The organism is Pseudomonas californiensis, assembly GCF_021147775.1.
In the GTDB taxonomy this organism is placed as follows: domain Bacteria; phylum Pseudomonadota; class Gammaproteobacteria; order Pseudomonadales; family Pseudomonadaceae; genus Aquipseudomonas; species Aquipseudomonas californiensis.
In genome coordinates this window covers 13,044-29,887 of record NZ_JAGTPK010000048.1, presented here as the reverse complement: position 1 = coordinate 29,887, position 16,844 = coordinate 13,044, and the positions used below count along the sequence as shown (strand labels likewise).

Annotated in this window: 15 protein-coding genes; 6 read left to right on the top strand and 9 right to left on the bottom strand. The window is 61.0% G+C overall.

Features of this window, described 5'->3' with window-relative positions; all coding sequences use genetic code 11:
* On the bottom strand, positions 1-268 hold a 268-nt coding region (locus KDX37_RS26680; RefSeq protein ID WP_231656238.1), incomplete at its 3' end, for a hypothetical protein.
* 33 nt (positions 269-301) lie between these two features.
* Positions 302-1,252: a LysR family transcriptional regulator gene (locus tag KDX37_RS26675; RefSeq protein WP_231656237.1), complete on the bottom strand. Its 951-nt coding sequence runs from the start codon at positions 1,250-1,252 to the stop codon at positions 302-304.
* A 150-nt stretch (positions 1,253-1,402) separates the two neighbouring features.
* On the opposite strand from KDX37_RS26675, the gene KDX37_RS26670 reads away from it, so the two are divergent.
* The 3 genes from KDX37_RS26670 (at position 1,403) to KDX37_RS26660 (ending at position 5,961) form a co-directional block, all read left to right on the top strand.
* On the top strand, positions 1,403-2,929 hold the full coding sequence (locus KDX37_RS26670; protein WP_231656236.1) for a CoA-acylating methylmalonate-semialdehyde dehydrogenase: 1,527 nt from the start codon (positions 1,403-1,405) through the stop codon (positions 2,927-2,929).
* A 21-nt stretch (positions 2,930-2,950) separates the two neighbouring features.
* Complete coding sequence (gene mmsB / locus KDX37_RS26665; protein WP_231656235.1) at positions 2,951-3,838, top strand: 3-hydroxyisobutyrate dehydrogenase; 888 nt, start codon at positions 2,951-2,953, stop codon at positions 3,836-3,838.
* Between the two features lie 152 nt (positions 3,839-3,990).
* The gene (locus tag KDX37_RS26660) at positions 3,991-5,961 is read left to right on the top strand and encodes a TonB-dependent receptor domain-containing protein (RefSeq protein ID WP_231656234.1); all 1,971 of its coding nucleotides are present in this window, start codon (positions 3,991-3,993) and stop codon (positions 5,959-5,961) included.
* Positions 5,962-5,996: 35 nt separating this feature from the next.
* Here KDX37_RS26660 and KDX37_RS26655 read toward each other — a convergent pair whose 3' ends face one another.
* Both KDX37_RS26655 and KDX37_RS26650 read right to left on the bottom strand, forming a co-directional pair.
* Positions 5,997-7,331, bottom strand: coding sequence for an ATP-binding protein (locus KDX37_RS26655; protein WP_231656233.1), 1,335 nt, complete (start codon positions 7,329-7,331; stop codon positions 5,997-5,999).
* Positions 7,332-7,360: 29 nt separating this feature from the next.
* Positions 7,361-8,125, bottom strand: a complete 765-nt coding sequence (locus tag KDX37_RS26650) for a response regulator transcription factor (protein ID WP_231656232.1) — start codon at positions 8,123-8,125, stop codon at positions 7,361-7,363.
* Between the two features lie 306 nt (positions 8,126-8,431).
* Between KDX37_RS26650 and ggt the strand changes: the two genes are divergently transcribed.
* Positions 8,432-10,159: a gamma-glutamyltransferase gene (ggt, locus tag KDX37_RS26645; protein ID WP_231656231.1), complete on the top strand. Its 1,728-nt coding sequence runs from the start codon at positions 8,432-8,434 to the stop codon at positions 10,157-10,159.
* Between the two features lie 68 nt (positions 10,160-10,227).
* On the opposite strand, the gene phnE is transcribed toward ggt, so the two are convergent.
* Genes phnE through KDX37_RS26625 form a run of 4 tightly spaced genes read right to left on the bottom strand, consistent with a single transcriptional unit; the run spans position 10,228 to position 13,458 of the window.
* Positions 10,228-10,995 (bottom strand): phosphonate ABC transporter, permease protein PhnE, encoded by a 768-nt coding sequence (gene phnE / locus KDX37_RS26640; RefSeq protein ID WP_231656230.1) that lies wholly within the window; start codon positions 10,993-10,995, stop codon positions 10,228-10,230.
* Complete coding sequence (locus KDX37_RS26635; protein WP_231656229.1) at positions 10,992-11,819, bottom strand: PhnE/PtxC family ABC transporter permease; 828 nt, start codon at positions 11,817-11,819, stop codon at positions 10,992-10,994. The genes phnE and KDX37_RS26635 overlap by 4 nt, the downstream gene beginning before the upstream one ends.
* Positions 11,813-12,610, bottom strand: a complete 798-nt coding sequence (locus KDX37_RS26630) for a phosphonate ABC transporter ATP-binding protein (protein ID WP_231656228.1) — start codon at positions 12,608-12,610, stop codon at positions 11,813-11,815. Before KDX37_RS26630 ends, KDX37_RS26635 begins: the two co-directional genes overlap by 7 nt.
* Positions 12,607-13,458 carry a putative selenate ABC transporter substrate-binding protein gene (locus tag KDX37_RS26625; RefSeq protein WP_231656227.1) on the bottom strand — a complete coding sequence of 284 codons (852 nt, stop codon included), beginning with the start codon at positions 13,456-13,458 and terminating at the stop codon, positions 12,607-12,609. The genes KDX37_RS26630 and KDX37_RS26625 overlap by 4 nt, the downstream gene beginning before the upstream one ends.
* Before the next feature lie 233 nt (positions 13,459-13,691).
* On the opposite strand from KDX37_RS26625, the gene selD reads away from it, so the two are divergent.
* Complete coding sequence (gene selD, locus KDX37_RS26620; protein ID WP_231656226.1) at positions 13,692-14,726, top strand: selenide, water dikinase SelD; 1,035 nt, start codon at positions 13,692-13,694, stop codon at positions 14,724-14,726.
* On the top strand, positions 14,726-15,829 hold the full coding sequence (mnmH, locus tag KDX37_RS26615; protein WP_231656225.1) for a tRNA 2-selenouridine(34) synthase MnmH: 1,104 nt from the start codon (positions 14,726-14,728) through the stop codon (positions 15,827-15,829). The genes selD and mnmH overlap by 1 nt, the downstream gene beginning before the upstream one ends.
* Positions 15,830-15,864: 35 nt before the next feature.
* Here the strand turns inward: mnmH and KDX37_RS26610 are convergent, their stop codons facing one another.
* On the bottom strand, positions 15,865-16,752 hold the full coding sequence (locus tag KDX37_RS26610) for a LysR family transcriptional regulator (RefSeq protein WP_231656224.1): 888 nt from the start codon (positions 16,750-16,752) through the stop codon (positions 15,865-15,867).
* Positions 16,753-16,844: the final 92 nt, after the last annotated feature.

Below are 16,844 nucleotides of genomic sequence, written 5' to 3'. Positions count from 1 at the left end.
AAATGAGCCTGATTGGCAGCTGCAAACATCCCGGATCCCTTGCGTAGGAACGGGCAAGCACGCCCGCTGAACGCAACGGAGATAACAAGAACAGTGCCAGCTCATGTTTATCCCCGTAAATCAGCGGGCAGAGCGGATGTGAAGGCTCAGGGCGCACATCTTGTAGCCAGAACTGCGCAATCTGTTGCGCAGTTCGACGAAAGCCTGCGCAGCGTTCGACGAGGCCTTGATACAGCGGGAAGGCCAATTCACTGCGCAGTTCCTGCACACCCCGTCTGTAGCGCGTTGAGTGTGTTCAAGGTCATGATTCCAGGAAACTCACCGTCGGGGCATTACCCAGCAGGTAATCACGATTTTGCTCCGTGACCTCCCGAATGTAATCCCACAGTAACGTAACCCTCTTCAGCTTTCTCAGGTCCTCGCGGCAGTACATCCAGAACTGCCGAGTGATGTTCACTTCATCTCTGAGTACCGGCAGCAACCTGGGGTCTTGCGCGGCGAGGAAGCACGGCAGTATGGCCAGCGCCCGGCCTTGCAGTGCGGCGGTGTATTGAGCGATCACGCTGGTGCTGCGCAGTTGTGCCTGGGCATTGGGCAGCAGGTTGCTCAGGTACAGCAGCTCCGAGCTGAACGCCAGGTCGTCGACATAGCTGACGAACACGTGATCAGCGAGGTCTTCCTTGCGCTCAATTGGCGCGTGGTTGTCCAGATATTCCCGGGTCGCATAAAGGCGCAGGCTGTAGTCGCAGAGCTTGCAGCACACGTAGGGCCCATGTTCCGGACGCTCCAGGGCTATGACGATATCCGCCTCGCGCTTGGAGAGGCTGATGAAGTGCGGCAACGGCAGGATATCGACGGAAATGCTTGGGTAGGCATCCAGAAAATGGCTCAGCTGCGGAGTAATGAAGAAGCTGCCGAAACCCTCGGTGCAGCCCATGCGAATGTGCCCGGACAAGGCGACACTCGACCCTGAAACCTGTTCGAACGCTTGATGCAGGGTGCTTTCGATTGACTCTGCATAGCCCAGTAAACGTTGGCCCTCGGCGGTCATGATAAAGCCGTTGTTGCGCGACTTTTCAAACAGCAATGTGCCGAGCGAAGTTTCCAGCGAATTGATCCGCCGCGACACGGTGGTGTAATCGACTGCCAAGCGTTTGGCGGCGCTGCTGACTTTGCGGGTGCGTGCCACTTCGAGGAAAAACTTCAAGTCATCCCAGTTCAACAGTTCCAGGGATGTGATGTTTTTTTGCATGTTGAGCCTGCTTTTATGTGCGTTCTTGTTAGAAGTTTGCACATCTATACTCCAAAGCATGTGCTCTGACCAACCCCTGTGATGAGCCCTGTGCAGACCTCTGCCCAGCTGACTTGGCTGGTGGGTTTGCCTGAACGGAGAACGGTCCAAATGAATGCCTCGCTGAATAACAACAACACACAAGTGGCACGGGTCAAATTGCTGATTGCGGGCGAATGGGTCGACTCGCAAAGCAGTGAGTGGCAAGACGTCGTGAACCCCGCCACTCAGGAAGTCCTGGCGCAGGTGCCCTTCGCTACCGGCAGTGAAGTGGACGCAGCAGTTGCGGCTGCGCAGCAGGCCTATCTTTCCTGGCGCGATACGCCCATCGGCGCCCGCATGCGCATCATGCTCAAGTTGCAGGCACTGATCCGCGAGCACGCCAAACGTATCGCCGCTGTGTTGAGTGCCGAACAAGGCAAGACGCTGGCTGATGCCGAAGGCGATATCTTCCGCGGGCTGGAGGTGGTCGAGCACGCGTGTTCGATTGGCACGTTGCAGATGGGTGAATTCGCCGAGAACGTCGCCAGTGGCGTCGACACGTACACGTTGCGCCAGCCTGTCGGGGTCTGCGCCGGGATCACGCCATTCAACTTTCCGGCCATGATCCCGCTGTGGATGTTCCCGATGGCGATTGCCTGCGGCAACACCTTCGTTCTCAAGCCTTCCGAGCAGGACCCACTGTCGACCCTGCTGTTGGTGGAGCTTGCGCTTGAAGCGGGCGTGCCGGCAGGTGTGCTCAACGTGGTGCATGGCGGTAAAGACGTGGTTGATGCGATCTGCACGCACAAGGACATCAAGGCCATTTCCTTCGTCGGCTCGACGGCGGTTGGCACGCATGTATACGACCTGGCCGGTCGGCACGGCAAGCGTGTGCAGGCGATGATGGGCGCCAAAAATCACGCGGTAGTGCTGCCTGACGCCAATCGTGTGCAAACGCTGAATGCACTGGTTGGCGCCGGTTTTGGTGCCGCCGGACAGCGCTGCATGGCGACGTCTGTGGTGGTGCTGGTCGGTGCCTCGAAGCAATGGTTGCCGGAACTCAAGGCGCTGGCGCAGAAGCTCAAGGTCAACGCGGGCAGCGAGCCGGGCACGGATATCGGGCCGGTGATTTCGCGACGGGCGAAGCAGCGCATTGTCGATCTGATCGAAAGCGGCGTGCGTGAAGGTGCGACGCTCGAACTGGACGGTCGCGAAGTCGTTGTGCCAGGTTACGAAGGCGGAAACTTTGTCGGGCCGACGCTGTTTTCTGGCGTGACGACCGACATGCAGATCTACACCCAGGAAATCTTTGGTCCGGTGTTGCTCGTCATCGAAGTCGACACGCTTGATCAAGCGATTGCGCTGGTCAACGCCAATCCGTTCGGTAACGGCACGGGGCTGTTCACCCAGAGTGGTGCGGCGGCGCGCAAGTTTCAGAGCGAGATCGATGTCGGACAGGTCGGCATCAATATTCCGATCCCCGTGCCGGTGCCGTTTTTCAGCTTTACCGGTTCGCGGGGTTCCAAGCTGGGCGATCTGGGGCCTTATGGCAAACAGGTGGTGCAGTTCTACACTCAGACCAAGACCGTCACCAGTCGCTGGTTCGATGACGACAGCATCAACGATGGCGTGAACACCACGATCAACCTGCGCTGAGTCCAGCCACGGAGCCACACCATGAAAATCGCATTCATAGGCCTGGGCAACATGGGCGCCCCCATGGCCCGCAATCTGATCAAGGCCGGGCATCAACTGCAACTGTTCGACCTCAACAAGACCGTGCTGGCAGAGTTCGCCGAGCTGGGTGGGCAGATCAGCGACTCGCCCAGGCAGGCGGTCGAAGGCAGCGAATTGGTGATTACCATGCTGCCGGCAGCGGCGCATGTGCGCAGCGTCTACCTGAACGATGACGGTGTGCTCAAGGGCATCACACCAGGAACTCCGGCTTTGGATTGCAGCACCATTGACCCGCAGACCATCCGTGACATCGCAGCAATCGCCGCGCTGCAAGGTGTGGTTGTAGGTGATGCTCCGGTGTCTGGTGGCACGGGCGGTGCTCAGGCGGGCACTCTGACTTTCATGGTCGGCGGCTCGCCTGGGCACTTCGCAACGTTGAAGCCTGTGCTGGAGCAGATGGGGCGAAATATCGTCCACTGCGGTGAAGTCGGTACCGGGCAAATCGCCAAGCTGTGCAACAACATGCTGTTGGCAATCTCCATGATCGGTGTCTCCGAATCCATGGCGCTGGGCAATGCGTTGGGCATCAATACTGAGGTGTTGGCCAACATCATCAACACCTCGACCGGCCGTTGCTGGAGCTCGGAGGCTTACAACCCCTGGCCTGGCATCGTGGAAACTGCGCCGGCGTCGCGCGGTTATACCGGTGGGTTTGGTGCCGAGTTGATGCTCAAGGACCTCGGGCTGGCGACCGAGGCGGCACGTACTGCGCACCAGCCAGTGATTTTGGGCGCGGTTGCCCATCAGTTGTATCAGGCGATGAGCCTGCGCGGTGATGGCGGTAAGGATTTCTCGGCAATCATCGAGGGCTATCGGCCGAAGGCCTGACGCTCGCCGCTCATTCACGTTACTCAGTCGCCCGCAGGCACGTTTCAGACGGTCTGTGGGCGACGGCTCGTCATTGTTGTCACACCTTGTCCAACCTTCCCGAATGCAGATGCATACGATTCTCTTTTGCTAGTGAATCGTAAGGAAGCTTCATGCATTCTCCTCTTCGTTTTCGGCCTGCGGCTGTGATGGTCAAGCTCGCACTGGCTTGCATGGCGTCAAGCCAGGTGTACGCGGCCGAACAAGTCATCGAGCCGGGCGATGTGTTGTCGATCGATGATGTGGTAGTGACCGCTGCTGGTTTCGAGCAGAACCTGGAGGATGCGCCAGCCTCGATGACGGTTATCACCGGTGATGAGCTGCGCAAGCGCTCGTTCCGCGACCTGACCGATGCGGTACGGGATGTCGAAGGTGTCACGGTCAATGGCGGCGTCAATGAAACCGATATTTCGATCCGTGGCATGCCGGCCGACTACACGTTGATTCTGGTTGATGGCAAGCGCCAGAGTGCCCGCGAATCCAGGGTCAACGGCAACAGCGGCTACGAGCAGAGCTTCATTCCGCCTGCCGAAGCCATTGAGCGTATCGAAGTCGTGCGCGGGCCGATGTCCTCGCTTTACGGTTCGGATGCCATCGGCGGCGTGATCAACATCATTACCCGCAAGGTCACATCGGAATGGGGCGGCTCGGTCACGTATGACTACTCGGCTCGCCAGCACAGCGACCAGGGCAATGCGCGCCAGACCCAATTCTTCCTCGGCGGGCCGATCAAGGATGATCTGCTGGGGCTGCAAGTCTGGGGGCGCTATCTGGACCGTCAGGCTGACAATGATGTCGAGCAGACCAACGGTTTCAGCAAGGCTGATCACCGCGACCTGACCGCACGCCTGTCCATCACGCCGACAGTGGATCACGACATTCTGCTGGAAGCGGGTGCGACGCGGTTGAAGAACGGCGATGGTTTGAGCGCCAACTGGGCCACCCGTGAGCAGGAAAACAACCGCGATCACTGGTCGATTTCCCATCAGGGCCGCTGGGGCTGGGCAACGTCCGACATCTCGCTGGCGCATGAAAAATCCAGCCGCGAAGGTGAGGCCAGTGCTGACCAGACCGACGTGCTGGGCCGCAAACCGGAAGTCGAAAACACCGTGCTGGATGCCAAGCTGGTGATGCCGACCGAACGCAACATCACCACCACCGGTCTGCAATGGAACGACACCACGGTCACTGACTGGAACCAGGGCCTGGGTGATCGCAAGGACTATGAATTCTCAGTGGTGCAGAAGGCGCTGTTTGCCGAGAACGAGTGGTCGGTGACCGACACCTTCGCGCTGACGACTGGCCTGCGCATGGACCACCACGAAGAGTACGGTGTGCACTTCAGCCCACGCGTTTACGGCGTATGGCGTGCCACGGATGACTGGACCTTCAAGGGCGGTGTCGCGCGCGGGTTCAAGGCGCCGGAAGTGCGCGCGGTGGTGCCGGGTTATTCGTACCTGCGTCGCAACCGTTTCGTCATGTTTGGCAACCCCGACCTCAAGCCTGAAACCAGCACCAACTATGAGTTGTCAGCGTTGTGGTCCAATCGCAATGACCTGTCGGCCGGTGCGACGGTGTTCTACAACGACTTCCAGGGCAAGCTGTCGACCGTGACCACAACCGAGGTCTGGAACGGCTTCATCGTCATGGATCGGGTCAATGTCGACAAGGCTGTCATCAAAGGCGTAGAGCTCAACGGACGCTGGGATATCACGCCTGCGGTCGCGATCAAGGGCAACTATACGTACACCGATTCCGAGCAAAAAAGCGGCGCCAATGCCGGTGCTCCGCTGGCGCTGACGCCGGAGCAGAAAGCCAACGTGCGGGCCGAATGGAAGCTCAACGACCGTGCTCAACTGTGGGCGTCGGCCAACTATTACGGCAAGGAATACGGCAATACCATTGCCGACGTTGCTGCGCCGGCCTACACCACGGCAGATTTCGGTGGCTCGTACGAGCTGACCAAAAACATCTCGCTCAACGGGGCGCTGTACAACCTCACGGACAAGCGTCTGGACGACGAAACCTACGGCACGGTGAATTACGGCCGCACTCTGTGGGCGAGCACGACGGTACGGTTCTGACGGGTAAATTGCGCAGTCAACGGCGCAGGGTTCATTCAGGCGGCAGGTAGCCGCACCACGGCGCATAACCCCGCAGGCGGGCGATTTTCCAGGGTCAGCTCGCCGCCATGAGCCTGTATGCAGGCGCGGGCGATGGCCAGCCCGAGGCCAAGCCCGCCACCCTGAGTGTGGTCTGCGCCGGTCTGGCTCAGTTGCACGAACGGTTCGAACACCTGAGTCAGCCAGGCCTGCTCGATGCCGGGGCCGTGATCGAGGATTTCCAGGCGGATATCACCATTCGGCTCTGTCCATGCACTGACCGACGCATCCCCTGCATGCTTCAAGGCATTGTCGATGAGGTTTGTCAGCGCGCGCTTCACGGCCAGCGGGCGGCAACGGCAATGGATATCGGTGCTGCCACTCCAGCCAATCGGCGTTCCCATGCTCTGGTAACGCCTGGCGAGATCATTCAGCAGGGCAGTCAGCGAGATGTCCGCGGTCTTTTCCTGCACCGCATCGCCGCGCACAAAATTCAGCGTCTCGCGCACCATGGCGCGCAATTCGTCGAGGCTTTCGAGCATGTCGTTCCGCTCGGCCCCGTCTTCGAGCAACTCTATCTGCAAGCGTAATTCGGTGATGGGCGTATTCAGGTCATGGCTGATGGCGGCCAGCATGCGTGTGCGGCCTTCGACATGACGAGCGATGCGCTCCTGCATCACGTTGAAGGCGGTGGTCAGGTCGCGGGCTTCCTGCGGACCGGAGAGCGGCAGCGGCGGTATCCATTCGCCACGGCTGACCCGTTCGGTAGCCTGTGCGAGCGTTTTCACCGGTTGCACAATGCGGCGCATGAAAAACACCACGATCAGCAGCACGGGAATGGTGGTCACCGGCAAGGTGTACGCCAGCATGCGGCCCCATTCGTAACCACCGGCCGGGTGCTGAATGGCATTCAACTGCGAACCGTCAGGCAGGCCGATGCTGGTGCGCAGCCGCAACGGCGCCCAGCCTGCGGCCACGAACACATGTTCACGCGCCGGCCCGCCGCTGATGCGTTCGAGTTGCATGCCTATGGTGGTGTCGGCAGGCAGCGTCAGGCGTTTTCTCAGGTCGGCGACCAGCCGATGCTCTTCGGCACGCATGTCCAGCGTGTTGGCAATCGGGTCGCGGGACACCCACAGCTCCGAGTCCGGTGTCTGCAGGGCGCTGAGCAGGCGCGATGCATCTTCGGCACTCAGCCCCTGAGCGACGTGGTAGGCCGTGATCAGCCGCTCTACGGCCAACGTACGTGACAGGGGATGGATCAACGCACCGGTACGTTGCAGGTACAACATCGCGATAGCGTTGGACGCCAGCAGGGCGAGCAGCAGCAACAGACCCAGTTGATGAGTCATGCGTTTCGGCCAAAGACGGTTCAGCCCTTTCATGCGTTGAGCAAGGTTACAGTCGCCGCCAACAGATAGCCGTCGCCCCAGATCGTGCGCAACAGTTCGGGATCGACAGGGTTGTCGTCGAGCTTGCGCCGCAGGCGGCTGATCTGCCGATCAATGGCGCGGTCGTAGACCTCAGTGCCGGGGCGGGCGGTCAGGTCGATCAGGCGCTGGCGGCTGAGGATAGTATTGGGTTGATCGAGCAGCACGCCCAGCAGACGGCCCTCCACGGTACTGAGTTTGACCGTCGTGCCATCGCGACGTATCAGGGTTCCGGTGCTGCTGGCGAAGCTCAAGCCGGCAAATGCCAGACGTTTTGTGGAGACAACCGCTTCGCTGACGACGGCTGAGTCAGGCTCGGTTCTGACGTTTCCGCGTCTGCGCAGCACGCTGTTGATACGCGCTACCAGCTCGCGGGGCTCGAACGGTTTGGTGACGTAGTCGTCTGCGCCAATGTCCAGCCCGCGAACCCGGTCGGCAGACGTGTCACGTGCGGTGAGCAGGATGACCGGAATGTTCTCGCGTCGATGCAGGCGATTGCACAGTTCGAACCCGTCGCCGTCCGGCAGCATCACATCCAGCACCACCACATCGAACGCCTGCTGCTTCAACAACTGCCACATGCCTGCAGCGTCCTCGGCCGTGCGCACTTCAAACAGATGACGTCGAAGATAGACCGCCAGCGGGTCGCGAATCTTGCGGTGATCGTCCACGACCAGAATACGTGGCGCAGGATGGGGCTGAATTGAAGCGCACATCGGGAGTTTCCTGCCGGACAGGTTGATAACGTTTATGGGGATGATTCTCATTGTGTGGCGCGATCTTATCCCATTAACGTAACGAACGTTGCAGATCAGCAAAAAGCCATCATTTCGTCCCGATCTTGTGCGGGTGCGTATCTGCATTTTTACATTAGGTAATCACGTCTCGACCCGCTACTTTGTTCTGGTTCGACCACCGCAAGGATGCCGGTTACGCCTTGAGGCGGTAGTGCAGTACCGCTTGCCCGAAGCATGGGCAAGGATCTGTCAAACGTCCCTGACTCAAAAAAGAAGAGACCGACCATGAAGTTCGAACCCCTCGCCAAGTCGCTGATAGCGACGGCACTGATCGTTGCGTATTCCCCTGTTTTTGCTGCGTCACAGGCACCCGTTGCCGCTGAAAACGGCATGGTCGTGACCGCCCAGCATCTGGCCACCCACGTGGGCGTCGATGTCCTGAAGAAAGGGGGCAACGCCGTGGATGCGGCCGTTGCAGTCGGTTATGCGCTGGCGGTGGTCTACCCGGCGGCCGGCAATCTGGGCGGGGGTGGTTTCATGACCATCCAGCTCGCTGACGGGCGCAAGACCTTTCTCGATTTCCGGGAAAAGGCACCATTGGCCGCCACCGCGGACATGTATCTGGACAAGGATGGCAATGTCATCCCGGACCTGAGCGCCAAGGGCCATCTGGCCGTGGGCGTACCGGGCACCGTGTCCGGCATGGAAATGGCACTGAACAAGTACGGTACCCGCAAGCGTCAGGAAGTGATTGCCCCCGCCATCAAACTGGCCGAGGAAGGCTTTGCGTTGCAGCAGGGTGACGTGGACATGCTCTCTTCCGCCACGGATGTGTTCAAGGCCGATATGGCCGACTCCGGTTCGATCTTTCTCAGCAAAGGCGAACCGATGAAAGTCGGACAGAAGCTGGTGCAGAAAGACCTGGCCAAGACCCTGCGCGAGATATCCAGCAAAGGCAACGACGGGTTCTACAAGGGCTGGGTCGCCAAGGCGCTGGTCGATTCAAGCCAGGCGGGCAAGGGCATTATTACCCAGGCCGACCTTGATCATTACAAAACGCGTGAGCTGGCGCCGGTCGAGTGCGATTATCGCGGCTATCACGTCGTGTCGGCACCGCCACCGAGCTCTGGCGGCGTGGTGATCTGCCAGGTCCTGAACATCCTCGAAGGCTACCCGATGAAAGAGCTGGGCTTCCGCTCAGCGCAGGGTATGCACTATCAGATCGAAGCCATGCGTCACGCGTATGTCGACCGCAACAGCTACCTGGGCGACCCGGACTTCGTCAAGAACCCGGTCGAGCACCTGCTCAATCGCGATTACGCGGCCAAGCTGCGTGCCGCCATCGAGCCGCAGAAAGCGGGTGACTCCAACGCTATCAAGCCGGGCGTTGCACCTCATGAAGGCAGCAACACCACGCATTATTCGATCGTCGACAAGTGGGGCAACGCAGTATCGGTGACCTACACCCTCAACAACTGGTTCGGTGCCGGTGTCATGGCCAGCAAAACCGGGGTCATCCTCAATGACGAGATGGACGATTTCACGGTGAAGGTGGGCGTGCCCAACATGTACGGGCTGGTGCAGGGCGAAGCCAATGCCATCGCGCCGGGCAAGACGCCACTGTCGTCGATGAGCCCGACCATTGTCACCAAGGACGGCAAGACCGTCATGGTGGTCGGTACGCCGGGCGGCAGCCGCATTATTACCGCGACCTTGCTGACCATGCTCAACGTCATCGACTACGGCATGAACATTCAGGAGGCCGTGGATGCGCCGCGTTTTCATCAGCAGTGGCAGCCTGAGACGACCAATATCGATAAGTTCGCGGTCAGCCCCGACACGCTGAAAATCCTCGAAAGCTGGGGGCACAAATTTGCCGGCCCACAGCCGATGAACCACGTGGCGGCCATCCTGGTCGGTGCGCCTTCGCTGGAAGGCAAGCCGGTGGGCAATAACCGTTTCTACGGCGCCAACGACCCGCGTCGCAACACGGGATTGTCACTGGGCTACTGAGTCGCCTGATTGGCTACGCCGCCGCACTGTTTTTCAGTGCGGCGGCGTTTTTGTTTGCGCAGCATCCTTCATTGACGGACCCAGCGGTGGCGGCTCCAGCCACTCAGCGCATCAACGGCAAAGACCAGCACCAGCATCGCCAGAATGACCGTGCTGGCCTGCGCCTCCTGAAACAGGCTGAGGCTGAAATACAGCATCTGCCCCAGCCCGCCTGCACCGACGAAGCCGAGTACGCTGGCCATGCGAATGTTGTTTTCCCAGCGATACAGGGTGTACGCCAGCAACTGCGGCCAGAGATTGGGCAACGTGCCGTAACAGAACGCCTGCCAGGCACTGCCACCCTGCAAGCGGATAGCAGCGGCGGGTTCGGGCGCAGTGTTTTCCAGTGCCTCGGCAAACAACCGGCCCAGCACCCCAGTGGTGTGCAACGCCAGCGCAAGGGTGCCCGCGTTGGGGCCAAGCCCTGCGGCGAGCACCATCAGCACTGCCCATACCAGTTCAGGGATGGCGCGCAGGGCGTTGAGCAGCAGGCGGCTGACACTGCGCAACGGCCAGCCCAGTCGCCCCGCCGCAGGCAGCGCCAGCAGCAGACCGACGATGGCCGCCAGCAGTGTACCGAGTGCCGACATGGCTAACGTTTCCAGCGCGCCTTTGCCAATCGCCTGCAAATGCCCGCTGCTCAGGTCCGGGCTCATGAACCGCAGCGCATAGCGGCCCATCTGGGTCAGGCTGTCGTGACTGCTGAGGGTCAGCAGGTCCATACCCAGGTACACAAACGAGCCGATGACCGCCGCGAAGATGACCAGCACCAGCAGCAGGTTGCCTGCGCGCCTCATGTCAGCCTCCCGCGCAGCAAGCGACTGAGTTGATCGGCCAGCAGCACCAGCACCAGAAAGGTCAGCAACATGCTCGCCACTTCAGCACCGGCAAACATGCGCATCGACAGGTCGATCTGTTGACCCAGGCCGCCCGCGCCGACAAAACCCATCACCACCGACGCTCGCACCGCACATTCCCAGCGGTAGACGGTATATGAGGTCAGCTCCGCCGCAGCGTTGGGCAGGATGCCGTAGGCCAGCGCAGCCAGACGTCCGCTGCCCGCTTGCATCAGGGCGCGGGCCGGGCGCTGGTCTACCGACTCAAAGATCTCGGCGTAGACTTTGCCGAGCATGCCTGCGTAGGTAATGGCGATGGCCAGCACCCCGGCGGTAGGCCCCAGACCGACTGCGCGGACGAACAGCAGTGCCCAGACGATTTCCGGCACGCTGCGCAAGAAGATCAACAGACCGCGCACCGGCCAGCGCAGGCATTGCCCCGGCCAACCGGGACGACCACCACGCGAGGCCGCCGACAGCGACAGTGCTTTGCTGGCCAGCAGGCTGGCCGGTACCGCGAACAGCATCGCCAGCGCCATGCCTGCGGTGGCGATGGCCAGGGTTTGCAGGGTGGCGTCCAGCAGCAGCGAGAGAAACTCGGCGGAATGTGCGGGTGGCCAGAAGTCAGCCAGAAAGCCGCCCATCGTTCGGGCGTTTTCCGCTTGCAGCAGAACCGCAGGGTTCAGCTCGGCCAGTCGAATGCCCGGCCAGAGCAATGCAACGGCCAGCAGCGCCAGCAACAGGCGCGGCACGGCGGCCGGGTCGCGCCGGTCACGACTCAGCATCGAGACGTCCAGCCGATGTCCGCCTTGGCGCTGGCTGGCGGCGTACTCAGCTGTTCATTGGCATACAGCGTATCCAGATGCTGCTGGTTGATGTCCTTGGCTGTCAGGTCGAAATGAATCCGGCCGTCTCGCACGCCGATGATGCGTGGAAAGTGCGCCAGCGCCAGTTCCACCGCATGCAGGCTGGCGACCAGCGTGACGCGCTGCTCGACCGCGTGCTGACACATCAGTGCCAGCGTGTGCTCCGCCAGACGCGGGTCCATGGCCGACACCGGTTCATCGGCCAGCAGAAGCTCGGGTGCCTGATACAGCGCGCGGGCAATGCCCACCCGCTGCAACTGGCCGCCGGACAACTGCTGACAACGAACGAACAGCTTGTCTGCCAGGTCCAGACGGCTCAGCACGTCACGTGCACCGGGCACATCCAGCGGATGCAACAGGTTCAGCAGGCTTTTGCCCAGCCCCCACTGACCGAGTTTGCCAGCCAGCACTGCGGTGACAACCCGCTGCCGGGGCGGTAGCGGCGGGGCCTGATGAATCAGTGCAATGCGACTGCGCAGGCGTTGCCTCTGCCCGCTGGACAGTTGCCAGGGATTTGCTCCCAGCACGTCCAGTTGCCCGGCACTGGGCGGCAGGGCGCTGGCCAACAGGTTGAGCAAGGTTGTCTTGCCCGCACCGGACGGCCCGATGATTGCCACCCGTTCGCCCTGTGCAATGCTCAGCTCAATGCCACGCAGCGCCAGCGTGCCGTTGCTGTGGCGCACATCGATGGCGGACAGACGCAGTGTCATTTCAACAGGTCGGCCGCACGCGCAGCTTCTTCGATGCCTTTGTAGTTCTCAGGCCTGGTCTCGATAAAGCGGCTGGCGGCCTGCAAATCGAGAATTGCCTTTTGCTCCGGGTTGGCCGGGTCCAGATCGAGGAACGCCTGCTTGATCTTCTGCGCCAACGCCGGATCCAGCGTGCCGCGTACTGTCCAGTTGTAATCGAAGTAGGTTGGAGTCGTGGCGAAGACCCGTACTTTGCCGGTGTCGACCTTGCCGCTGGCGACCAGCTTGTCCCACACACTGGCATTCAGCACGCCCGCATCGACCTTGCCTGCCTGAACCCATGCAGCAGTTGCATCATGCGCGCCCGAGTAGGCAACGCGGCTGAAGAAAGTCTCGGGCTTGATGTCTTCCTTGAGCATGAAATAGCGCGGCATCAGGCTACCCGAGGTGGACGACACCGAGCCGAAGGCGAACGTCTTGCCTTTGAGGTCGGCCAGCGATTTCACGCTCGGGTCGGAGGTGATGAATTTGCTGGTGAACTGGGCGTCCTGCTCACGCTGAACCAACGGCAGTGCATTGCCGGTCTTGAGGTTGACCTGCACGAAGGTGAAACCGCCCAGCCAGGCCATGTCCAGACGATCCGTGGCCAGTGCTTCGACCACGGCCGGGTAGTCAGCGACCGGCACGAACTCGACTTTCATGCCCAGGCGCTGCTCCAGATAGGCGCCCAGCGGCTTGAACTTGCGCAGCAGTTCGGTAGGCGCTTCGTCGGGGATGGCCGAGACACGCAGCGTGTCGGCGGCATGGCTGGTCAGCGCGTAAAAGGACAGGGCAAGGCTGGCAGCGAGTGCCAGGGTACGCTTGAACATGGAGTGCTCCGGGTCTATGACGGAAAAGGCAGCAGACAAAGCGGCCCTGAACGAGCAGGCGCGCTTCGATGAATTCGGTACTGGAGCGCGCGATTATAGGAGGCGCGACAAGAAAGACCAGTTCGGCACACCGGTTGTTCGGCGCGCATGACCGAACGGCGCTACGGTTTGCGCTCAAACGGCAACAGACCCTAGACTCCGCAGCCTGTTTCCCAGCGACCGAGAGAATTGCGATGAGTGAGCCAATCCGCCTGACCCAGTACAGTCACGGAGCAGGGTGTGGCTGCAAGATTTCCCCCAAGGTGCTGGACGTGATCCTGGCTGGCAGCGGCGCGCAAAACCTCGACCCCAACCTCTGGGTCGGCAATGCATCGCGGGACGATGCCGCCGTCTATGCACTGGACGACGAGCGCGGCGTGGTGTCGACCACTGATTTCTTCATGCCGATCGTTGATGATCCGTTTGATTTTGGTCGCATCGCCGCCACCAATGCGATCAGCGATATCTACGCGATGGGCGGTGACCCGCTGATGGCCATCGCCATTCTTGGCTGGCCGGTCAATGTGTTGCCGCCCGAGGTGGCGCGCGAAGTGATTCGTGGCGGTCGCGCCGTGTGTGACGCCGCCGGTATTCCACTGGCCGGCGGCCATTCCATCGACGCACCGGAGCCGATATTCGGTCTGGCGGTGACCGGCGTCGTGCAGAAAAAACACATGAAGCGCAACGATACGGCACGTGCCGGGTGCACCTTGTACCTGACCAAACCGTTGGGCATCGGCATCCTGACCACGGCCGAAAAGAAATCGAAGTTGCGTGAAGAAGACATCGGTCTGGCGCGTGACTGGATGTGCACCCTGAACAAGCCCGGCAGCCGCTTTGGCAAGCTGGCTGGCGTCGATGCGATGACCGATGTCACCGGCTTCGGTCTGTTGGGGCATCTGGTGGAAATGGCTGACGGTGCCGGTCTTACCGCGCGGCTCGACTACTGCGCGGTGCCGCGTTTGCCGGGCGTCGAGCATTACATTGCCGAAGGCTGTGTGCCGGGCGGCACGTTGCGCAACTTCGAAAGCTATGGCGACAGAATCGCCCCGCTGACCGATGCCCAGCGCGACTTGCTGTGCGATCCACAGACCAGCGGCGGCTTGCTGGTCGCGGTCAGCCCTGAGGGCGAAAGCGAGTTTCTCACCGTTGCCGCCGAACTGGGCCTGCTGTTGACGCCGATCGGCACACTGGTCGAGCGACAGGCCCACGCCGTCGAGGTGTTCTGATGGCCGACAACAGCAGTGATTACCGCAACCTGTTTCTCAATGATGTGCCCATGATGGATGCCCGCGCGCCGGTTGAATTTTTCAAGGGCGCGTTTCCCGGCGTGGTCAACCTGCCGTTGATGACCGACACCGAGCGGCAGAAAGTCGGTACCTGCTACAAGCAGCACGGCCAGGACGCCGCGATTCAACTGGGCCATCAACTGGTGTGCGGGCCGGTCAAGGACGCGCGCGTCGAGGCGTGGCTGGCGTTCGCCAAAGCTAATCCCAACGGCTACCTGTATTGCTTTCGAGGCGGCCTGCGTTCGCAGACTGTCCAGCGTTGGCTGAAGGACGCCGGTGTCGATTACCCGCGCATCCTGGGCGGCTACAAGGCCATGCGCACCTTTTTGCTCGACACCCTTCATGAGGCCGTGACCGAATGCGGCCTGGTGGTACTGGGCGGCATGACCGGCACCGGCAAGACCGAAGTGCTGGTGCAATTGCCCAACAGCCTGGACCTCGAAGGTATCGCCAATCACCGAGGCTCCAGCTTCGGCAAGCGTGCCACCGGACAGCCGGCACAGATCGATTTTGAAAACCGCCTGGCCATCGACCTGCTGAAAAAACGGGCTGCAGGCAACATCCAGTTCGTGCTGGAAGACGAGAGCCGGCTGGTCGGCAGCTGCAACGTGCCGCTGGAGCTGCATCAGGCGATGCAGGACTGCCCGATGGTGTGGCTGGAAGACAGTTTCGAGAACCGCGTCGAGCGGATTCTCAACGATTACGTGATCAACCTGTGCGCTGAGTTCATCAGCGTCAAAGGTGAGGAGAGCGGTTTCAGCCAGTTTGCCGAACGCCTGTTGCAGAGTCTGAACAACATCCACAAGCGTTTGGGTGGTGAGCGTCATAAGCGCCTGTTGACGCTGATGGAAGCTGCGCTCGACCAGCAACTGCGCAGTGGGGATGTCGAGTTGCATCGAGGCTGGATCGAAGGCCTGCTCGGCGAGTATTACGACCCGATGTATGCCTACCAGCGTGAAGCCAAGGCTGCACGCATCGAGTTTGCGGGTAACCAGGTGGAAGTGCTCGCCTACCTGCGTGAGCGTAACGCCAGTCAGGCCTGACTCGCTTTACTCAACGCAACTCGCTTTACCCAAAGCTACTCGCCAGGACTCAAGGCTTGCAGCAATGCGCTGGCGTAGCCGGGCAGGGCTGCGAAGTCCGCAGCGCAGAGCAACAGTTTGCGGTCGGCCCAGGCATCGCTCAGGCGGATCGCGGCAAAACCTTGCGCCCCGGCCCAGCGATCTACTGCTGCCTGCGGCACGATACCCAGGCCAGCACCGTGGGCGACCATGCGCAACACGCCATCGAACCCTTCGGCCCGCACCCTGATACGCAAGCGCTTGCCCGCGTGCAGCGCCTGCTCTTCGAGATAGATACCCAATGCACTGCTGGCGGCCATGCCGACGAACTCATGGTCCAGCGTCTGGGAAAAGCTCAGTGTTGATGAACCGCTCAACGGATGGTCGAACGGCATTACCAGCGTCAGTGGATCGTCACCAAAGGCACGGGTTTGCAGATCGCTGGCATCCACGGCATCGGACACGATGCCGATATCGGCGGTGCCGTGCCGCAAGGCATGCAGAATGCGCAGGCTGGGCTGCTCCTGCAGGTCGATATCAATATGGGGATGGGCCACGAGAAAATCGGCCAGCCGCTCCGGCAGATGCTCGCTGAGTGTCGAGGTGTTGCACAGCATCCGGACCTGACCCTTGAACCCCTTGGCGTACTCGGCCAAGTCAAACTGCATGCGCTCGACCTGTTGCAGGATGACCCGTGCATGCTGGGCCAGCGCCTTGCCGGCAGGCGCCGGTGTCACGCCACGTCGTCCACGCTCCAGCAAAGGCGCGTGCAACGACGCTTCCATGGCACGGATACGCGCGCTGGCCGAGGCCAGAGACAGGTGGCTGCGTGCAGCAGCAGCTGTGATGTTGCCGGTGTCCATCACGTTTAAAAACAGGCGCAGATCAGTCAGGTCAAAATGCATACGGGGCTTCGCCAGTGCGTCGGAGTCAGGTGCCTCTGTCTATACCTGAGGCTGGCTCAGTATATGCCAGATTTTCAAGGGCCCTCGGCGGC